At 70.4% G+C, this 17,219-nt stretch carries 15 protein-coding genes; 11 read left to right on the top strand and 4 right to left on the bottom strand.

Annotation, left to right across the window (positions count from 1 at the left end; all coding sequences use genetic code 11):
• Positions 1 to 120: 120 nt before the first annotated feature.
• The 3 genes from BGM09_RS36780 (at position 121) to BGM09_RS36770 (ending at position 3,411) form a co-directional block, all read left to right on the top strand.
• Positions 121 to 825, top strand: coding sequence for a GNAT family N-acetyltransferase (locus BGM09_RS36780; protein WP_188286105.1), 705 nt, complete (start codon positions 121 to 123; stop codon positions 823 to 825).
• Positions 826 to 950: 125 nt separating this feature from the next.
• Entirely contained in the window at positions 951 to 2,717 is a 1,767-nt protein-coding gene (locus BGM09_RS36775; RefSeq protein ID WP_317453036.1) for an IucA/IucC family siderophore biosynthesis protein, read from the top strand.
• 112 nt (positions 2,718 to 2,829) lie between these two features.
• Positions 2,830 to 3,411, top strand: a complete 582-nt coding sequence (locus BGM09_RS36770) for an FHA domain-containing protein (RefSeq protein WP_188286104.1) — start codon at positions 2,830 to 2,832, stop codon at positions 3,409 to 3,411.
• Here the strand turns inward: BGM09_RS36770 and BGM09_RS36765 are convergent.
• Positions 3,389 to 4,588 carry a serine/threonine-protein kinase gene (locus BGM09_RS36765; RefSeq protein WP_188286103.1) on the bottom strand — a complete coding sequence of 400 codons (1,200 nt, stop codon included), beginning with the start codon at positions 4,586 to 4,588 and terminating at the stop codon, positions 3,389 to 3,391. The two genes, BGM09_RS36770 and BGM09_RS36765, sit on opposite strands and share 23 nt — an antisense overlap.
• 39 nt (positions 4,589 to 4,627) lie before the next feature.
• Positions 4,628 to 5,797 (bottom strand): FHA domain-containing protein, encoded by a 1,170-nt coding sequence (locus BGM09_RS36760; protein ID WP_188286102.1) that lies wholly within the window; start codon positions 5,795 to 5,797, stop codon positions 4,628 to 4,630.
• A 91-nt stretch (positions 5,798 to 5,888) separates the two neighbouring features.
• Here BGM09_RS36760 and BGM09_RS36755 point away from each other — a divergent pair, with 91 nt between their 5' ends.
• Complete coding sequence (locus BGM09_RS36755; protein WP_188286101.1) at positions 5,889 to 7,871, top strand: ATP-dependent DNA helicase; 1,983 nt, start codon at positions 5,889 to 5,891, stop codon at positions 7,869 to 7,871.
• Between the two features lie 167 nt (positions 7,872 to 8,038).
• On the opposite strand, the gene lexA is transcribed toward BGM09_RS36755, so the two are convergent.
• A complete protein-coding gene (lexA, locus tag BGM09_RS36750; protein WP_188286100.1) occupies positions 8,039 to 8,812 on the bottom strand; it encodes a transcriptional repressor LexA in 774 nt (257 codons plus the stop codon).
• Positions 8,813 to 9,317: 505 nt separating this feature from the next.
• Between lexA and nrdR the strand changes: the two genes are divergently transcribed.
• From nrdR to BGM09_RS36730, 4 genes are all read left to right on the top strand, one after another.
• Complete coding sequence (gene nrdR, locus BGM09_RS36745) at positions 9,318 to 9,830, top strand: transcriptional regulator NrdR (RefSeq protein ID WP_188286099.1); 513 nt, start codon at positions 9,318 to 9,320, stop codon at positions 9,828 to 9,830.
• A gap of 120 nt (positions 9,831 to 9,950) precedes the next feature.
• The gene (locus BGM09_RS36740; RefSeq protein ID WP_188286098.1) at positions 9,951 to 12,848 is read left to right on the top strand and encodes a vitamin B12-dependent ribonucleotide reductase; all 2,898 of its coding nucleotides are present in this window, start codon (positions 9,951 to 9,953) and stop codon (positions 12,846 to 12,848) included.
• A 156-nt stretch (positions 12,849 to 13,004) separates the two neighbouring features.
• Entirely contained in the window at positions 13,005 to 13,610 is a 606-nt protein-coding gene (locus BGM09_RS36735) for a YdbC family protein (protein WP_188286097.1), read from the top strand.
• 161 nt (positions 13,611 to 13,771) lie between these two features.
• The gene (locus tag BGM09_RS36730) at positions 13,772 to 14,608 is read left to right on the top strand and encodes a sigma factor-like helix-turn-helix DNA-binding protein (protein WP_188286096.1); all 837 of its coding nucleotides are present in this window, start codon (positions 13,772 to 13,774) and stop codon (positions 14,606 to 14,608) included.
• Here BGM09_RS36730 and BGM09_RS36725 read toward each other — a convergent pair.
• A complete protein-coding gene (locus tag BGM09_RS36725; protein WP_188286095.1) occupies positions 14,571 to 15,278 on the bottom strand; it encodes a TetR/AcrR family transcriptional regulator in 708 nt (235 codons plus the stop codon). The two genes, BGM09_RS36730 and BGM09_RS36725, sit on opposite strands and share 38 nt — an antisense overlap.
• Before the next feature lie 85 nt (positions 15,279 to 15,363).
• On the opposite strand from BGM09_RS36725, the gene BGM09_RS38695 reads away from it, so the two are divergent.
• From BGM09_RS38695 to BGM09_RS36710, 3 genes are all read left to right on the top strand, one after another.
• Positions 15,364 to 15,486 (top strand): hypothetical protein, encoded by a 123-nt coding sequence (locus BGM09_RS38695; protein ID WP_262928443.1) that lies wholly within the window; start codon positions 15,364 to 15,366, stop codon positions 15,484 to 15,486.
• A gap of 58 nt (positions 15,487 to 15,544) precedes the next feature.
• Positions 15,545 to 16,207: a histidine phosphatase family protein gene (locus BGM09_RS36715; protein WP_188286094.1), complete on the top strand. Its 663-nt coding sequence runs from the start codon at positions 15,545 to 15,547 to the stop codon at positions 16,205 to 16,207.
• 69 nt (positions 16,208 to 16,276) lie between these two features.
• Positions 16,277 to 17,182: an ADP-ribosylglycohydrolase family protein gene (locus BGM09_RS36710; protein ID WP_188286093.1), complete on the top strand. Its 906-nt coding sequence runs from the start codon at positions 16,277 to 16,279 to the stop codon at positions 17,180 to 17,182.
• Positions 17,183 to 17,219 lie beyond the last annotated feature (37 nt).

The following is a 17,219-nucleotide window of genomic DNA, read 5'->3' as shown; positions in this document are numbered from 1 at the left end:
CACGGTCCGACCGCGCGCCCGTCCCCGGTCCTCGCCCTCGGATCCGTGCCGGATCCCCGCCGGGAACCGGCCCGGACCCCGACCAGGACCTGACCCCGCTCAGGAGAGGAAGGAGCTTCCGTGACACCCGCCGATTCCAGTACCGAGGACACCCTCGACCTGAAGCTGCCGCCCGAGGTCCTGGCCCTCTTCGCCGCGACGGCGTTCGACGCCGCCGAACCGGACGCCCAGGACCCGGCTGGCGCCGCGAGGCCCGGACTCCTCGGCGCGGCCGCCTCCTGGCCGGCCGTCGAGACCCCCGCAGGCTCCTTCCGGCTGGTGCCGGTCCGCGTCGAGCGTGACCTGCCGCTGCTCACCCGCTGGATGAACGACCCGGCCGTCGCCGAATTCTGGGAACTGGCCGGCGACGAGCGCGTCACCGAGCGGCACCTGCGCGGCCAGACCGAGGGCGACGGACGCAGCGTGCCCTGCCTCGGCGTGCTGGACGGCACCCCGATGAGCTACTGGGAGATCTACAGCGCCGATCTGGACCCGGTCGCCCGCTTCTACCCGGCCCGGCCGCACGACATCGGCGTCCACCTGCTCATCGGCGGCGTCGCCGACCGGGCACGCGGCCTCGGCGGCACACTGCTGCGCGCCGTGTGCGACATCATCCTCGACCACCGCCCCGGCTGCCCACGCGTGATCGCGGAGCCCGACCTGCGCAACACTCCTTCCGTCGCGGCCTTCCTCACGGCGGGTTTCCGCCTGTCCGCGGAACTCGAACTGCCCGGCAAGCGGGCGGCCCTCATGATCCGCGACCGTTCCCTGCGCCACCGGCTCTGAGCCCGGCCGGCAGCGCCTGCGCGCCCGACACCGCGTCCTTCGGGCGGCTGCCGCGACGGCGGTTCCCCGAACCCTCCTCACCCCTGCCTTCCAGGTCACCAGGTCCCCACCGCAGGAGCCCCACTGTGCTCACCCCTTCCGCTCCCGACTCCGCCGTCTGGCAGCACGCGGCCAGGCGCCTGCTGGCCAAGATGCTCGCCGAGTTCGCGTACGAGGAGGTGATCGTCCCCGAGCCGGAGCCCGCCGAGGGCCCGACCGCGTACCGGCTACGGCTCAGCCCGGACGTGACCTACCGCTTCCGTGCCCGGCGCGGCGCGTACGGCAGTTGGTACGTGGACGCGGACAGCATCACGCCGACCGGTGACCCGCTGCACTTCCTGCTCCACGGCCACGAGAGCGTGCTCGGCCTGAGCGGCGACACCACAGGGCACCTGATCCAGGAACTCCTCGCGACGCTCCGCGCCGACGTGCGGCTCGACAGCACCGCGCTGACGGCGGCCGAACTCGCCGACCTGGACTACGCCGACCTCGAAGGCCACCAGACCGGCCACCCCTGGCTGGTCGCCAACAAGGGACGTATCGGCTTCTCCGCCGCCGACGCCGCCCGTTGGGCACCCGAGGCACGCAAGCCGCAGCGCCTGCCCTGGATCGCCGTACACCGCGACCTCGCCCAGTACCGCGGTATCTCCACGCTCGCCACCCCCGATCTCCTCTACGCCGAAGAGCTCACCCCCGGCATCCTCGACACCTTCCGGCACACCATCGCCGACCGGAACCGCGACCCAGCCGACTACCTGCTGCTGCCCGTCCACCCCTGGCAGTGGGACCAGGTGATCGCGCCGCTCTTCGCCCCCGCGATCAGCGACGGATCCATCCTCCACCTCACCACTGACAACGACCTGCGGCTGCCCCAGCAGTCGATCCGCACCTTCCTCAACACCAGCCGCCCGCACCGGCGCACCGTCAAGCTCCCGCTGTCCGTCCTCAACACCCTCGTCTGGCGCGGCCTTCCCACCGAACGCACGCTGGCCGCACCGGCCGTCACTGCCTGGGTGCGGGAACTGCGGGACGCCGACCCCTTCCTACGGGACGAGACCCGGGTGATCCTGCTCGGCGAGGTCGCCTCCGTCACCGTCGAACACCCGCAGTACAACCGGCTGCCCACCGTCCCGTACCAGTACCGCGAACTGCTCGGCTGCATCTGGCGCGAGCCGCTGGCCGCCCACCTGGAACCGGGAGAGCACGCCCGTACCCTCGCCGCGCTGCTGCACACCGACCCGAACGGGCGATCTTTCACCGCCGAACTCGTCGACCGGTCCGGTCTCGCGCCCCGCGTATGGCTGCGCCATCTCTTCGCGGCGTTGCTGCCGCCCCTGCTGCGTTTTCTCTACCAATACGGCACGGTTTTCTCCCCGCACGGCGAGAACACCATCGTGGTCTACGACGAGCACGACATCCCGGTACGCCTCGCGGTGAAGGACTTCGTCGACGACATCAACGTTTCCGCGGACCCGCTGCCCGAACACGACGGCATGCCGGACGACGTACGCCGGGTACTGCTCACCGAACGGCCCGAATTTCTCACCCAGTTCATCCACGCGGGACTCTTCATCGGCGTCCTGCGCTATCTCGCGCCCCTGTGCGAAGCACAACTGAACGTGCCCGAAGCCGAATTCTGGACCCTGGTGCGGGACGAGATCATCCGCCATCAGGAGCGCTTTCCCGAACTCAAGGAACGTTTCGCCGCCTTCGACCTCCTTACGCCCCGCATCGACCGGCTCTGCCTCAACCGCAACCGGCTGCACCTCGACGGCTACCGCGACCGGTCGCAGCGCCCGCACGCCGCCGTGCACGGCACGGTCGCCAATCCCCTCCGCCTTCCCCGTCCCTGAAGGGCGCCGCGACCGAGCCGATACGATCCGAGCACGGGGACCCGGTACGGAATCCCGTACGGAACGCGTACGGAACGCGTACGGGAATCACCGCGGAAAGGTGGGGGCGGGCATGCGGGAGGCAGCGGGCGCCGAGCCCTGCCCGGAGTGCGGTACGGCCGTGCGGCCGGGACAACTGCTCTGCCAGGGCTGCTTCGTGCCCTTCTCGCTGGTGGCCGCGGCCCGCGTCACGCAGACCCCGCCACAGGGAGCAGCCCCCGAGGCACCCCCGGAACCGACCGCCCTGCTGCCGAGTACCCACGGCGCCGACTCCGAACACACCCGCGTGATCAACGTGATCCCCGGAGCGCTGCCCCGCCCCCTGGAGACCCGCAGGGACGCACCGCCGCGGGCGTTGAGACTGCGGTTCCCCAGCGGTGAGATCGTCCCGGTGGAGCCGGGCAACTCGATCCGGCTCGGCCGCGACCCGAAGTACTGCCCCGCCGTGCCCTTCCTCGCCGCGCACGACAATCTGTCCCGTATCCACGCCACGGTCGGGGTCGAGCCCGACGGCTCCGCCTGGATCTCCGACGAGAGCTCCACGAACGGCACCTTCGTCCACGGCTACCGGCTCGCGCCCGGCGAGCGGGCGTCCGTACGCCCCGGCGACACTCTTCGGCTCGCCGCCGACGTCACCGTCCGCGTACTGCTCTGACCTCCGCATAGGCGGCGATACAACGAGCCAGCGGGTGCTCGGGGCCCAGCGCCTCCGCGGCGTCGGCCGACAGTTCCTCGAAGCGGCGGACGACGGCGGCCGTGCCGTTCAGACCCTCCAGGGCCCGTGCCCTGCCGAAAAGGGCCGCGAATGGCGCGGCCTCGTTTTCCGCACCCTGGCGCGTGATGTGCTGGAGCGCCTGCCAGTAGCGCTCGTCCGCGTCGGTGAACCGGTCCGCGGCGAGCAGCCCCTCGGCGTCCTCCAGCAGCGCCCACAGCACATGGCCGGCGCTCCGGTCCAGCACCGTGGGACTGCGCCGTACGGGAGCGGGCCGCATCAGCGCACGCAGCCGCTCGGCCACCTCCCCGGCGTCGGCGGGCCGGTCGTCCGGCTTCTTGGCCAGCATCCGGTGCACCAGGCGCGCGAGTCCGGCGGGTACCTCGGGACGCCGCAGCTCGATAGGCTCCGGCGTCTCGTGGACGTGCATGTACGCGTATCCCACGGACGTCCCGGCCGAGAAGGGCGGCCCCTCGGCGAGCATCGCGTACAGCACGCAGCCGAGCGAATAGAGGTCGGACCGCGCGGTCACCTCGGCGCCGCGCGCCTGCTCGGGCGAGAAGTACGGCGGTGAGCCCATGACCGCCCGCGGGTCGGTGTACCGGGTGGCGCTGTCGTCGCGGTGCGCCACCAGGCCGAAGTCGCAGATCTTGACGACGCCGTCCGGGAGAAGCATCAGATTCTCCGGCTTGATGTCCCGGTGGACGAGCCCGCGCTCATGCGCGTGCCGCAGCCCGGCGCTGATCTGAGCGCCATAGGCGATGACATCGGTCACCGGCAGTCCGCCGCGGTCCAGCAGCACTTGGCGGAAGTCTGCGCCGCGCAGCAATTCCATGACGATGAACGGCCTGCCCCGGTCTTCGCCCGCGTCATGGACGGTGGCCACATTGGGATGGCTCAGCGCGGCGGCGGCCATCGCCTCCCTGCGGAACCGGCCCTGGCGCTCGTCACGCTCGCCGTCACCCCAATCGGCGTGCAGCGTCAGCACCTTCACCGCGACGCGCCGCCCGAGACTCCGGTCGAGAGCCGCGTAGACCTGCCCGTACCCGCCGCCGCCCAGCGACTCCTCCAGGAGGTACCGGTCGCTGAGGACCGTACCGATCCCGATCTCCCCCGACACGTCGTCCTCGTCCCCGCTCGTTCGCCGTCGCGGCCCGGTTCACCCGGGCGCCTGCCCCGGCGGCCACGGTACGGCCATCATGGTGGGACCCGCCGCGTCCGCGCTCACCCGCGGTCCGACGGTACCTTCCGCCGGGTCCTCCTCGAAAACGAACTGACGGCCGCTGGGCAGCAGTTCCAGCCGTTCGTGCAGGACGACGGAATCACCCTGGCGCAGATGCCACAGCGCGCCGTGCGGCAGCGGCACCAGCTCGTCACCGGCCGGGCGGCGGCGCCGCACCCAGGTGCCGTTCGCACTGCGCTCGTCCACCACGCTCAGCCCTGTGCCGTCGTAACTGACCATCACATGGGTGCGGCTCACCGACTCGACCTCGGTGTCGTCGATCCAGGTGCCGAGCACGACACCGCCGTCGGCGGGCGCCCGGCCGACCGCGAGCGGCTCGCCCGCCGTCACTATGAAGCGGCCCCGCACCGTCCCGTCCATGACCACCTTCACCTGGGCGCGGGACGGACGGGGACCCGCGTCCGCCAGGGGCAGTCCGTGCGTCGGGCAGAGAACCTGGGATTTACGGCGGCGGGGGAGGGCGGTACTCGGCCGGCTGGCGGAACCGAACAGCGGGCAGTCGGCCTCGGGACAGCGCCAGTCACGGCTGAGCACCGCCCGGTGGGCCGACCGGTCCCAGCGCCGGTACACGCCCGCCTCCAGGAGCAGCCCTTCCTCCTCCTTGCGGGAGACCTGCCACTCGGGAGGCACCGGCATGATCCGCGGCCGTACGCCGATCACACCGTCCGGATTGAGGAAGGGCCGCAGGAAACGGTCCCGGTTGCCGGGAATCCACGGATAGGCGCGGTGGAAGTCCAGGAAATTGTCCGCGCTGACCACCCGCAACTCCAGCGCGTCGGCCAGCTCCAGGATGCGGTCGTCCGCCCGCGGCAGGACCTCCAGCAGCCCTTCGAGATACCAGCGGTCCAGGCCCTGCCGCTCCTCGGGCGTCAGACGGCCGTCGGTCAGCAGGGAGCGGTCGGTGATCGCGTACACCTGGACGGCGGGATCGCGGGTGAACTCCGCCAGCGCGTCCAGCAGACCCGACAACCGGGCCAGATCCGCCGCCCGTTCCCCGCCGAGCGCCGGTTCACGCACCACATTCGCGACGTCGATCACATATTCCGCGGCGGAGGCATCCAGAGTCAGGCGGCGCTCGAACGGCATGTGTCCAGAAGCTATCACCGCCCGACCGGAACGATCCGCGGCGCCCGGCGCGGACGGCGATGTCAGTGCGGCCCTCTAGGCTTGCCTCCCTATGACTGCCACGCCCCCACCCGCGCTCACCGACCTGCTGCACGCCGCCGTCACCGCCGTCGGAGGTGTCGAGCGGGCCGGTCAGGTCACCATGGCCCAAGCCGTCGAGGCCGCCGTGGACGACCAGTCCCATCTGCTCGTCCAGGCCGGTACCGGCACCGGAAAATCGCTCGGCTATCTGGTGCCCGCGCTCGCCCACGGCGAGCGCGTGGTGGTGGCCACCGCCACCCTCGCGCTCCAGCGCCAGCTCGTCGAGCGCGACCTGCCGCGCACCGTCGACGCGCTGAAGCAGCTGCTGCGCCGTGAGCCGCAGTACGCGATGCTCAAGGGCCGTTCCAACTACCTGTGCCTGCACCGCCTGCACGAGGGCGTGCCGCAGGACGAGGCGGACGGTCTCTTCGACCCCTTCGAGGCCGCCGCGCCGACCAGCAAGCTCGGCCAGGACCTGCTGCGCCTGCGCGACTGGGCCGACGAGACCGAGACCGGCGACCGGGACGGCCTCACTCCCGGCGTCTCTGACCGCGCCTGGAGCCAGGTGTCGGTCACCTCGCGCGAGTGTCTGGGTGCCACCAAGTGCGCCTACGGCGCCGAGTGCTTCGCCGAGGCCGCCCGCGAGCGCGCCAAACTGGCCGACGTGGTGGTCACCAACCACGCGCTGCTGGCGATCGACGCCATCGAGGGCGCCCCGGTCCTGCCGGGCCATGAGGTCCTGATCATCGACGAGGCGCACGAACTGGTCTCCCGCGTCACCGGGGCCGCCACCGGCGAGCTGTCCCCGGGCGCCGTCAACCGCGCGGTCAAGCGCGCGTCCCGGCTGGTCAACGAGAAGGCCGCGGACGCCCTGCTCACCGCTGCCGAAGGCTTCGAGCGCGTGATGGAGCTGGCCCTGCCGGGACGCCTGGAGGAGATCCCCGAGGATCTGGGGTACGTCCTCGCGGCGCTGCGTGACGCCTGCCGCCAGGTCATCACCGCCATCGGCGACACCCGCGACAAGTCCGTGCAGGACGAGGACGCGGTCCGCAAGCAGGCCCTCGCCGCGGTGGAGCACATCCACGAGGTCAGCGAGCGGCTGGTGCTCGGCTCCGAGTTCGACGTGGTGTGGTGCGAGCGGCACGACCGGTACGGGGCCTCGCTGCGGGTCGCCCCGCTGAGCGTGTCCGGACTGCTGCGCGAGAAGCTCTTCACCGAGCGCTCGGTGGTGCTCACCTCCGCCACCCTCAAGCTGGGCGGCGACTTCAACGGGGTGGCCGCCTCGCTCGGCCTGGCCCCCGAGGGCACCGAGGGCGAGGACGTCCCGCAGTGGAAGGGCATCGACGTCGGCTCGCCCTTCGACTACCGCAAGCAGGGCATCCTCTACGTCGCCAGGCACCTCAACCAGCCCGGCAGGGACAGCAACCGCGAGGACATGCTCGACGAACTCGCCGAGCTGATCGAGGCGGCCGGCGGCCGTACCCTCGGGCTGTTCTCGTCCATGCGCGGCGCCCAGGCCGCCGCGGAGGCCATGCGGGGCCGCCTGGACCACCCGGTACTGCTCCAGGGCGAGGAGACGCTCGGTGAGCTGATCCGTACGTTCTCGCAGGACGCCAAGACGTGTCTGTTCGGGACGCTCTCGCTGTGGCAGGGCGTCGATGTGCCGGGCGTGAACTGCCAGTTGGTGGTGATGGACCGGATCCCGTTCCCGCGGCCGGACGACCCGCTGATGAGCGCCCGGCAGAAGTCGGTCGAGGAACACGGCGGCAACGGCTTCATGGCCGTCGCCGCCACCCACGCGGCCCTGCTGATGGCGCAGGGCGCGGGCCGGCTGATCCGGGCGATGGGCGACCGCGGCGTGGTCGCCGTACTCGATCCACGGCTGGCCAACGCCCGCTACGGCAGCTTCCTGCGGTCCTCGATGCCCGACCTCTGGTATACGACGGACCGCAATCAGGTGCGGCGTTCTCTGGCGGCGATCGACGCGGCGGCGACGGCGGCGGTCGTCGGCTGACGGGGCGGGGACAGGAGACGGGGACAGGGCCGACCGGGGCGGGGCTTCAGGTCGGCGGCTGACGAGGGGAGTCGTACGGCTCAGCCGACAGGAGGATGGCCGCTCAGCGGGCATGGCGGGGCCCCGGAACCGGCGCAGAGGTCCCGGGGCCCGGTCGTTGGGGTCGGTCAGACCCGGCGGAGCACCGCCACCACCTTGCCGAGGATCGTCGCCTCGTCGCCGGGGATGGGCTGGTACGCCGCATTGTGCGGAAGCAGCCACACGTGGCCGTTGTCCCGCTTGAAGCGCTTCACGGTGGCCTCGCCGTCCAGCATCGCGGCGACGATGTCCCCGTTCTCTGCGACGGGCTGACGGCGTACCGTCACCCAGTCGCCGTCACAGATCGCCGCCTCGATCATCGAGTCGCCGACCACCTTGAGCACGAACAGCTCGCCGTCGCCGACCAGTTGACGGGGGAGCGGGAAGACGTCCTCGACCGACTCCTCAGCGAGGATCGGGCCGCCCGCCGCGATCCGGCCGACGAGCGGCACGTACGAGGCGGAGGGTTTGCCCGCCGTGTCGGTGGGCTGCGGGTGGCCGCCGTCGGAGCCGCGGACCTCGTACGCGCGGGGACGGTGCGGGTCGCGGCGCAGAAAGCCCTTGCGCTCCAGTGCCATGAGCTGGTGGGCCACCGAGGACGTGCTGGACAGGCCGACGGCCTGGCCGATCTCGCGCATGGACGGCGGATATCCGCGGCGCTGCACGGAGTCCCTGATGACCTCGATGACGCGCCGCTGCCGCTCGGTGAGCCCGGAGCTGTCGGCACGAATACCGGGGGGCCGCCCGGGGAGCGATCGTGCGGGCTTCGGGCTGTTGTCTTCGCCTGTCACGTCCAACGGGCCGGTCCGATCCTGGGAGCGGTCATGGGCGGTCAATGTGGCGCTGTCTGCGGTGGTGGTCACGGCGGCCCCTTTTCGATGTTCTCCCACCGCATGGACTGCGGCCGGCCCGCTTCGCAGTCGCGGGCAGTTAGTACAACGGTAGTGGGTTTCGAAAGGTTGCGCCAAACACACGTTCGAGTGAATCTGCGTAAATCCGCTGACGTGATCAAGGTATCGGGTGTATCGGGCGAATGAGCGTTCGATTATTTGCGTCCCGCCGAGTGTCCCGGGGGCTTCGTGCGGCTCAGTCTGCCACCCGTGCCCCGGCGGCGGGCCGTCACGACACTTCCCCTAGGCTCACCTCCGGCCGCAAGTGCGACACGCGGAGCGGCGGTGTTTGCCCGTCGCCCCCAGATCTAGTGGTTGTATATGCACCAGCCACCACCCGTAGTGGTTTCGCGGGGGGCCGACGACCCCAAACTCCGCGGGATCGCCTATGCTTGGGACTGCTTCGAGGGGCTGGCAAGGCTCCCCGAAGGCCACTTTGTCGTGCGCTCACCGCGGGTGAGGAAGGGAGCCGGGAACCATGCACTGCCCCTTCTGCAAGCACCCCGACAGCCGCGTCGTCGACAGCCGTACCACCGATGACGGCACCTCGATCCGCCGCCGTCGCCAGTGCCCGGACTGCGGTCGCCGTTTCACCACGGTCGAGACCGCGTCACTGATGGTCATCAAGCGCAGCGGAGTGACCGAGCCTTTCAGTCGCAGCAAGGTGATCGCGGGCGTGCGCAAGGCATGCCAGGGTCGCCCCGTCACCGAGGACGCCCTCGCCCAGCTCGGGCAGCGTGTCGAGGAGGCGGTCAGGGCCACCGGCAGCGCCGAGCTGTCGACCCACGACGTGGGACTGGCCATACTCGGTCCGCTCCAGGACCTCGACCTGGTCGCGTATTTGCGCTTCGCCTCGGTCTACCGGGCGTTCGACTCGCTCGAGGACTTCGAGACGGCCATTACGGAGCTGCGCGAGCAGTTGCCACCCACCACTCCCGGCGGGCTCGACGAGGACCTCGGAGTCCCCACGCCCGCAGTCGCCGCCGACTGAGCGGAACCGCGGGGACCCACAGATTTGCCGGAGCGCCAGGTGCGCCGAGGCGGCAGACATCACCGTGTTGCGGGAAGATCCGCGCACATTAGGGCGTTTTCGCCCGTATAGGGAGGCGGAATGACAGAGACGACGAGCGGCCCGGCACGCGGTTCCCGTACCAAGGGATCCAAGGCGAGCAAGGGCCTGCGCATCGAGCGCATCCACACCACCCCCGGCGTGCATCCGTACGACGAAGTGGTCTGGGAGCACCGTGACGTCGTCATGACCAACTGGCGCGACGGCTCGATCAACTTCGAGCAGCGTGGCGTCGAGTTCCCCGACTCCTGGTCGGTGAACGCGGTCAACATCGTCACCAGCAAGTACTTCCGCGGCGCGGTGGGCAGCCCCAAGCGCGAGAAGAGCCTGAAGCAGCTCATCGACCGTGTGGTGCTCACCTACCGCAAGGCGGGCGAGGACCACGGATACTTCGCCTCCCCCGCGGACGCCGAGATCTTCGAGCACGAGCTGACCTACGCGCTGCTGCACCAGGTGTTCAGCTTCAACTCCCCGGTGTGGTTCAACGTCGGCACGGCTCAGCCCCAGCAGGTCTCCGCCTGCTTCATCCTGTCCGTCGACGACTCCATGGAGTCGATCCTCGACTGGTACAAGGAAGAGGGCATGATCTTCAAGGGAGGTTCAGGCGCCGGCCTGAACCTCTCCCGGATCCGCTCCTCCAAGGAACTGCTCTCCTCCGGCGGCAACGCCTCGGGACCGGTCTCCTTCATGCGCGGCGCGGACGCCTCCGCGGGCACCATCAAGTCGGGCGGCGCCACCCGCCGCGCCGCCAAGATGGTCGTCCTGGACGTCGATCACCCCGACGTCGAGGCGTTCATCGAGACCAAGGTCAAGGAAGAGGAGAAGATCCGCGCCCTGCGCGACGCGGGCTTCGACATGGACCTGGGCGGCGACGACATCACGTCGGTGCAGTACCAGAACGCCAACAACTCCGTCCGTGTGAACGACGAGTTCATGACGGCGTACGAGTCCGGCTCGAAGTTCGGGCTGCGCGCCCGGATGACCGGTGAGGTCATCGAGGAGGTCGACGCGAAGGCGCTCTTCCGCAAGCTCGCCGAGGCCGCGTGGGCCTGTGCCGACCCGGGCATCCAGTACGACGACACGATCAACCGCTGGCACACCTCGCCGGAGACGGGCCGGATCACCGCCTCGAACCCGTGCAGCGAGTACATGCACCTCGACAACTCGAGCTGCAACCTCGCCTCGCTCAACCTCATGAAGTTCCTGCGCGACGACGGCAAGGGCCACCAGTCCTTCGACGCCGAGAGCTTCGCCAAGGTCGTCGAGCTGGTCATCACGGCGATGGACATCTCCATCTGCTTCGCCGACTTCCCGACCCAGAAGATCGGCGAGACCACCCGCGCCTTCCGCCAGCTCGGCATCGGCTACGCCAACCTCGGCGCGCTGCTGATGGCGACCGGCCACGCGTACGACTCCGACGGCGGTCGCGGCCTCGCCGGTGCCATCACCTCGCTGATGACCGGCACTTCCTACAAGCGCTCCGCCGAACTGGCCTCGGTCGTCGGCGCGTACGAGGGCTACGCCCGCAACGCGGACGCCCACAAGCGCGTCATGAAGCAGCACGCCGACGCCAATGGCACCGCCACCCGCGTGGACGACCTGGACACCCCCGTCTGGGCCGCGGCCACCGAGGCATGGCAGGACGTCGTCCGGCTGGGCGAGAAGAACGGTTTCCGTAACGCGCAGGCGTCGGTGCTCGCGCCGACCGGCACCATCGGCCTGATGATGGACTGCGACACCACGGGCGTCGAGCCGGACCTGGCCCTGGTCAAGTTCAAGAAGCTCGTCGGCGGCGGCTCGATGCAGATCGTCAACAACACGGTGCCCGCGGCCCTCAAGCGGCTCGGCTACCAGGCCGAGCAGGTCGAGGCGATCGTCGCCCACATCGCCGAACAGGGCAATGTGATCGACGCCCCCGGCCTGAAGCCCGAGCACTACTCGGTCTTCGACTGCGCCATGGGTGAGCGCGCGATCTCCGCCATGGGTCACGTACGGATGATGGCCGCCGCCCAGCCGTTCCTGTCGGGCGCGATCTCCAAGACGGTCAACCTGCCGGAGACGGCGACCGTCGAAGAGGTCGAGGAGGTCTACTTCGAGGGCTGGAAGCTCGGCCTGAAGGCGCTCGCGATCTACCGCGACAACTGCAAGGTCGGCCAGCCCCTCTCGGCCAAGAAGAAGGAAGAGAAGCCGGCCGAGGCCGCCGCCGAGGCGCCCGCCGCGGTCGAGAAGGTCGTCGAGTACCGTCCGGTCCGCAAGCGCCTGCCCAAGGGCCGTCCCGGCATCACCACGTCCTTCACGGTCGGCGGCGCCGAGGGCTACATGACGGCCAACTCCTACCCGGACGACGGCCTCGGCGAGGTCTTCCTCAAGATGTCCAAGCAGGGCTCCACCCTCGCGGGCATGATGGACGCCTTCTCCATCGCCGTCTCGGTCGGTATGCAGTACGGCGTCCCGCTGGAGACCTACGTCTCGAAGTTCACCAACATGCGCTTCGAGCCCGCCGGTCTCACCGACGACCCGGACGTACGGATGGCGCAGTCGATCGTCGACTACATCTTCCGTCGCCTGGCGCTGGACTTCCTGCCCTTCGAGACCCGCTCAGCGCTCGGCATCCACTCCGCGCCCGAGCGGCAGCGCCACCTGGACACCGGCTCCTACGAGGCCGCCGAGGAAGAGGTCGACGTCGAGGGCCTGGCGCAGTCCGCGCCGCGAGAGGTCCGCGATGTCCAACCCCGTAAGCCGCTGGCCGTGGCCAAGCCCGAAGCCGGGGCGGCGGCCGTACCGGCGCCCAAGGAAGCGCACAACTCCACGGAGCTGCTGGAGATCCAGCTCGGCCTCAACGCCGACGCGCCGCTGTGCTTCTCCTGCGGCACCAAGATGCGCCGCGCGGGAAGCTGCTACCTGTGCGAGGGCTGCGGATCGACGAGCGGTTGTAGCTGACATCCGGGCGCGGCCCGCTTGTTGAACTGACTGGTCAGGGCGGTGGCACCGGGGCGACCCGGTGCCACCGCCCTTTTCCGGCCCTTCCGGCCCGTCACACAATTGCCTCCCTCGCACGGGGACGATCTCCGGTGTCAACGCCATTACGATGGCGCGGTGTTGGTGAAGTGGATGCGCTGCGGGGTTGTGGATCAGGCGGGGTTCGACCGGGGGCAGCGCAGGTGGGCGGCGCTCAAGGACCAGCCCGGCTTCCGAGGGCAGGGCGGCGGCTGGAGCCGTGCCCAGCCCGGAATGGCGCATCTCTTCGCCTTCTGGGACAGCCGGCGGTCCTACGACGCCTTCATGGCCGGGCCGCACGACGGGATCGCCGCATCACAGGGCGACACCTACGAGATGCTCGCGGTGAATCTCTTCGAGCACCTGCTGGACGTGAAGGTCGGCTTCGAACCGACCTTCACCGACGTCGACGTCCTGCGTGTCGCCCTGTGCAAAGTGCGGCCGGACCGTGTCGACCACTTCACATCCATGCAGCAACGGGTGTGGAATCCCGCCATGGCGGGCTCTCCCGGCATGCTGCGCGGCGTCTTCGGCCAGGGTCCGGGGAACGACTTCCTCGTGCTGTCCATGTGGAATTCGGCGACGGAGCGCGGTAAATACCGCGAGGGAGCGGTGACGCGGCTGTCGGAGCGCGCCGAACTCGACACCGATGTGGTGTCCGTGGCAGGTGACGTGGTGGATGTGGTGCAGGCGTGGACGGTCTGAGAGCGGATGACTCGGGTGACACGGGTGGTGCCGACCGCGCGCCGGATACAGGCGGCGCTGTCACGGGTGGGGCGGAAGCTTCTGCTGTGACAGCAGTGGCGGCCGACGATAGGCACGCCCTTTTCCCGCACCAGGTGCGGCTTTTCGGGGCCGCTTATCGGATGCTCGGATCGGCGTGCGCGGCGGACGAGGTCGTACGGCACGCGCTCACCCGTACGGCGGACACCGGCGCGGGCGACGCGCTGCCCGAGCTGGTCCGCGAGGTCTTCGGCGCGATACGGGCCGTGCCCGAGCAGGCCGCGCGGCACCGGCGCGAGGCGCACGCGGGCTCCTGGCTGCCGGAACCTGTGCTCACCGAGGGCGGCGCGATGGGCGCCCTGGGCGCTCTGGAGACGGTCGAGAGCCGGGAATCGGTGTCCATGGCGCGGTTGGTCGCGCTGGAACGCCTGTCGTCGGCCGAGCGGACCGCATACGTCCTGCGGGAGACCTTCGGCTACGGGTCGGCGGAAACCGCCGTCGTCCTCGGACTGCCCGAAGTTCAGTGCCGCGCCCTGCGGCGCCGGGCACGACAACGGGTGCGGGAGTCCGCCACCGGCGTTGACCTGCCTTGGTCGCAGCGACGGCAGCTCGCCGAGGACCTGATGCGGGCCGCCTCACACGCGGACCAGCAGGCGCTGGCAGAACTGCTCGCCGACGATGTGGTGGCCTGGTCGGACGGCGGCGGTGTCCCGGGGACTGCCCGGCGCCCCGCCCTGGGAGCCGCCAAAGTGGCCCGCTTTCTGGCCGGACTGATCAGCCAGGCACCGGCGGGAACCCGCGGCCGGATCGTCGAGATCAACGGCGACGCGGCGGTACTGGCGACGACCGGGGATGTCGTGGTGGCCGTCGTGGCACCGGAGTTCGGGCCGCAGGGGCTGGTCGGCATCCGCACAGTGGCCGACCCGGTACGGCTGGTGTTCCTCAACCGGCAGTGGGCGCGGCGGGGGTCGCGGCGCTGACAGGTGCCTGCTCTTTCGCCGTTGTGGCTGTGCCTGTGCTCGCGTCTACGGTTGTGGTCGCGCGTGCCCCAGTGGCCCCGTCCGCGCTCAGCAGCTTCGCCAGGGCGGTGGCGATCTGTTCCGCCAGGCTCGTGTCCACCGGCGCGTGGTGGCTGATCAGCCGGTACCACATGGTGCCGAAGGCGAAGTCGACCGCGAGGTCCAGTGTTTGGTCCTCCCCGGCCAGTTCACCGCGTTCCACCCCGCGGACCAGGAGTGCGCGGAGCGCCTGCCGCCGGGGCCCGATCACCGTGGACTGGAGCCGCCGTGAGAGGGCCGGGTCGTGCTGGGCCTCGGCCATCAGTCCGATCAGCGCCTTGCCGGTGAGTTCGCGGGTGAGCGCGAAGGCGGCGTCGAGCAGCGTCCGGACGTCGCGCAGCGTGTCGCCGCTGTCGGGGTCCAGATGCTCCGCCTTGCGCAGGCCCAGATCACGCAGAGCGTCGAGCAGGACGTCCTGCTTGGCGGGCCACCAGCGGTACACGGTCTGGCGGCCGACCCCCGCGCTCTCCGCGATGCCCTTCATGGTCAGGGCCTGATAGCCGCCGTCCTGGCAGAGCCGCAGCGCCGCGTCGAGCACGGCGCGGCGGGCGGTCTCACTGCGGGGTCTGCCCCGTGCGGGTGTCTCGTTCACGAATCCACTTTACAAGGCATGGTGTCTCGCATATTCTTTACGGGTCAGCATGTCTCGTAAATGGAGCTCGCAATGAACGAACGCGTTGTCGGCGACCGGGCGCTACTTCAACGGCACCCGGGAAGCCAGGGCCGACCGGCAGGCGTACGACGGGGACGCCCGACGTCGGCTGCGGGAGCTGTCGGAGGTGCTGACGGCGCGACTGTGAGGCGGATGACCCCCGGATCAACGCGCCGGAGCGACGGTCGCGCAATAGGCTGATCGTCATGGGACGCCCTCGCCGCATCGTGCTCATCCGGCACGGCGAGTCCCAGGGAAACAGGGACGACACCATTTACGAGCGGGTGCCGGACCACGCCCTGGAACTCACTGCCACCGGCCTTCAACAGGCGACGGAGGCGGGAGCGGGCTTGCGTGAGCTGTTCGGCGACGAACGGGGCCAGGCATTCGTCTCTCCGTACCGCCGCACCTGGCACACCTTCCGGGCGCTGGGGCTCGACCCCCGGCTGACCCGGGCCAAGGAGGAGCCGCGCCTGCGGGAACAGGACTGGGGAAACTGGCAGGACGTCGAGGACATCCAGCGGCAGCGCAAAGCCCGCGATGCCTACGGTCACTTCTTCTACCGCTTCGCGATGGGGGAGAGCGGCGCGGACGTCTACGACCGGGTCGGGGCCTTCCTGGAGACTCTGTACCGCGCCTTCGACAAGGAGGACTTCCCGCCGAACGTGCTGATGGTCACCCACGGGCTGACGATGCGGCTGTTCTGCATGCGCTGGTTCCACTGGACGGTGGAGGAGTTCGAGGCGCTGTCCAACCCTGACAACGCCGAGAGCCGCACACTCCTGCTCGGCCCCTCCGGCGGCTACACCCTGGACCGGCCGTTCGCGAGGTGGCGGACGCCCGGCCCGCCTGGCGGCGGGGAGTGGTGAAGTCGGCCGGTGACTTTGGGCACACGGAGATTGACCGGGATCGGACACGATGTCAGAGTTTCCGACGCCATGACCCCTCATCCCACTGAAACCGACCGCGCCGCGCGCGCCGTGGCCAGCCTCCGCGGGCTGGCCGTGGGCGACGCCCTGGGCTCCCAGTTCTTCGTCCCCGCCAACTACCCGGCACTCCAGAACAGCCAGCTGCCACCCGGCACATGGGGGTGGACGGACGACACCGAGATGGCCTGCTCGGTGGTCGCCGTGCTGATCAAGCACGGACGTGTTGACCAGGACGCCCTGGCCCACTCCTTCGCCGAGCACCACGACTTCGACCGCGGCTACGGCCCGGCCGTCAACCGTATGCTGCGGCTGATCCGCCAGGAAGGCGGCGACTGGCGGGAACTCGCGGCCGACCTGTTCAACGGGCAGGGCTCGTGGGGCAATGGGGCCGCGATGCGGGTCGCACCGCTCGGTGCCTGGTACGCGGGTGACGCGGTCCAGGCCACCCATCAGGCGGAGATCTCCGCCTACACGACGCATCAGCATCGGGAGGCGGTCGTCGGAGCCATGGCGGTCGCCGCGGCGGCGGCCCTCGTCGCCGACCCCATGGGACCCGAGGCCCCGTCCGACCTCCTCGGCGCGGTTCTCGACCTCGTACCGCGCAGCGCGGTACACGCGGGCATCCGACGAGCCAGGGACATGCTCGACTACGCGGACGTCGCCACGGTGGCCGCCGTGCTGGGCTGCGGCAGGCGCACCAGCGCCCATGACACCGTGCCCTTCGCCCTGTGGGCGGCGGCCCGCCATCTCGACGACTACGAGCAGGCGTTCTGGGCCACCGCCAGAGCCGGTGGCGATGTGGACACGACCTGCGCGATCGTCGGCGGCATCGTCGCGTCCCGGCCCGGTGGCCGACCGCCGGGCGAATGGCGGGAGCGGACCGAAGTCCTCCCGGCCTGGGCGTTGTCCGACTGACCGACCGCCGTGGGACGGCGCGAAGCAGCGGGGTACG

This window comes from Streptomyces sp. CBMA29, assembly GCF_014596445.1.
Lineage (GTDB): Bacteria > Actinomycetota > Actinomycetes > Streptomycetales > Streptomycetaceae > Actinacidiphila.
The sequence above is the reverse complement of the archived record's forward strand: the minus strand, read 5'-3'. Positions and strand labels throughout refer to the sequence as shown.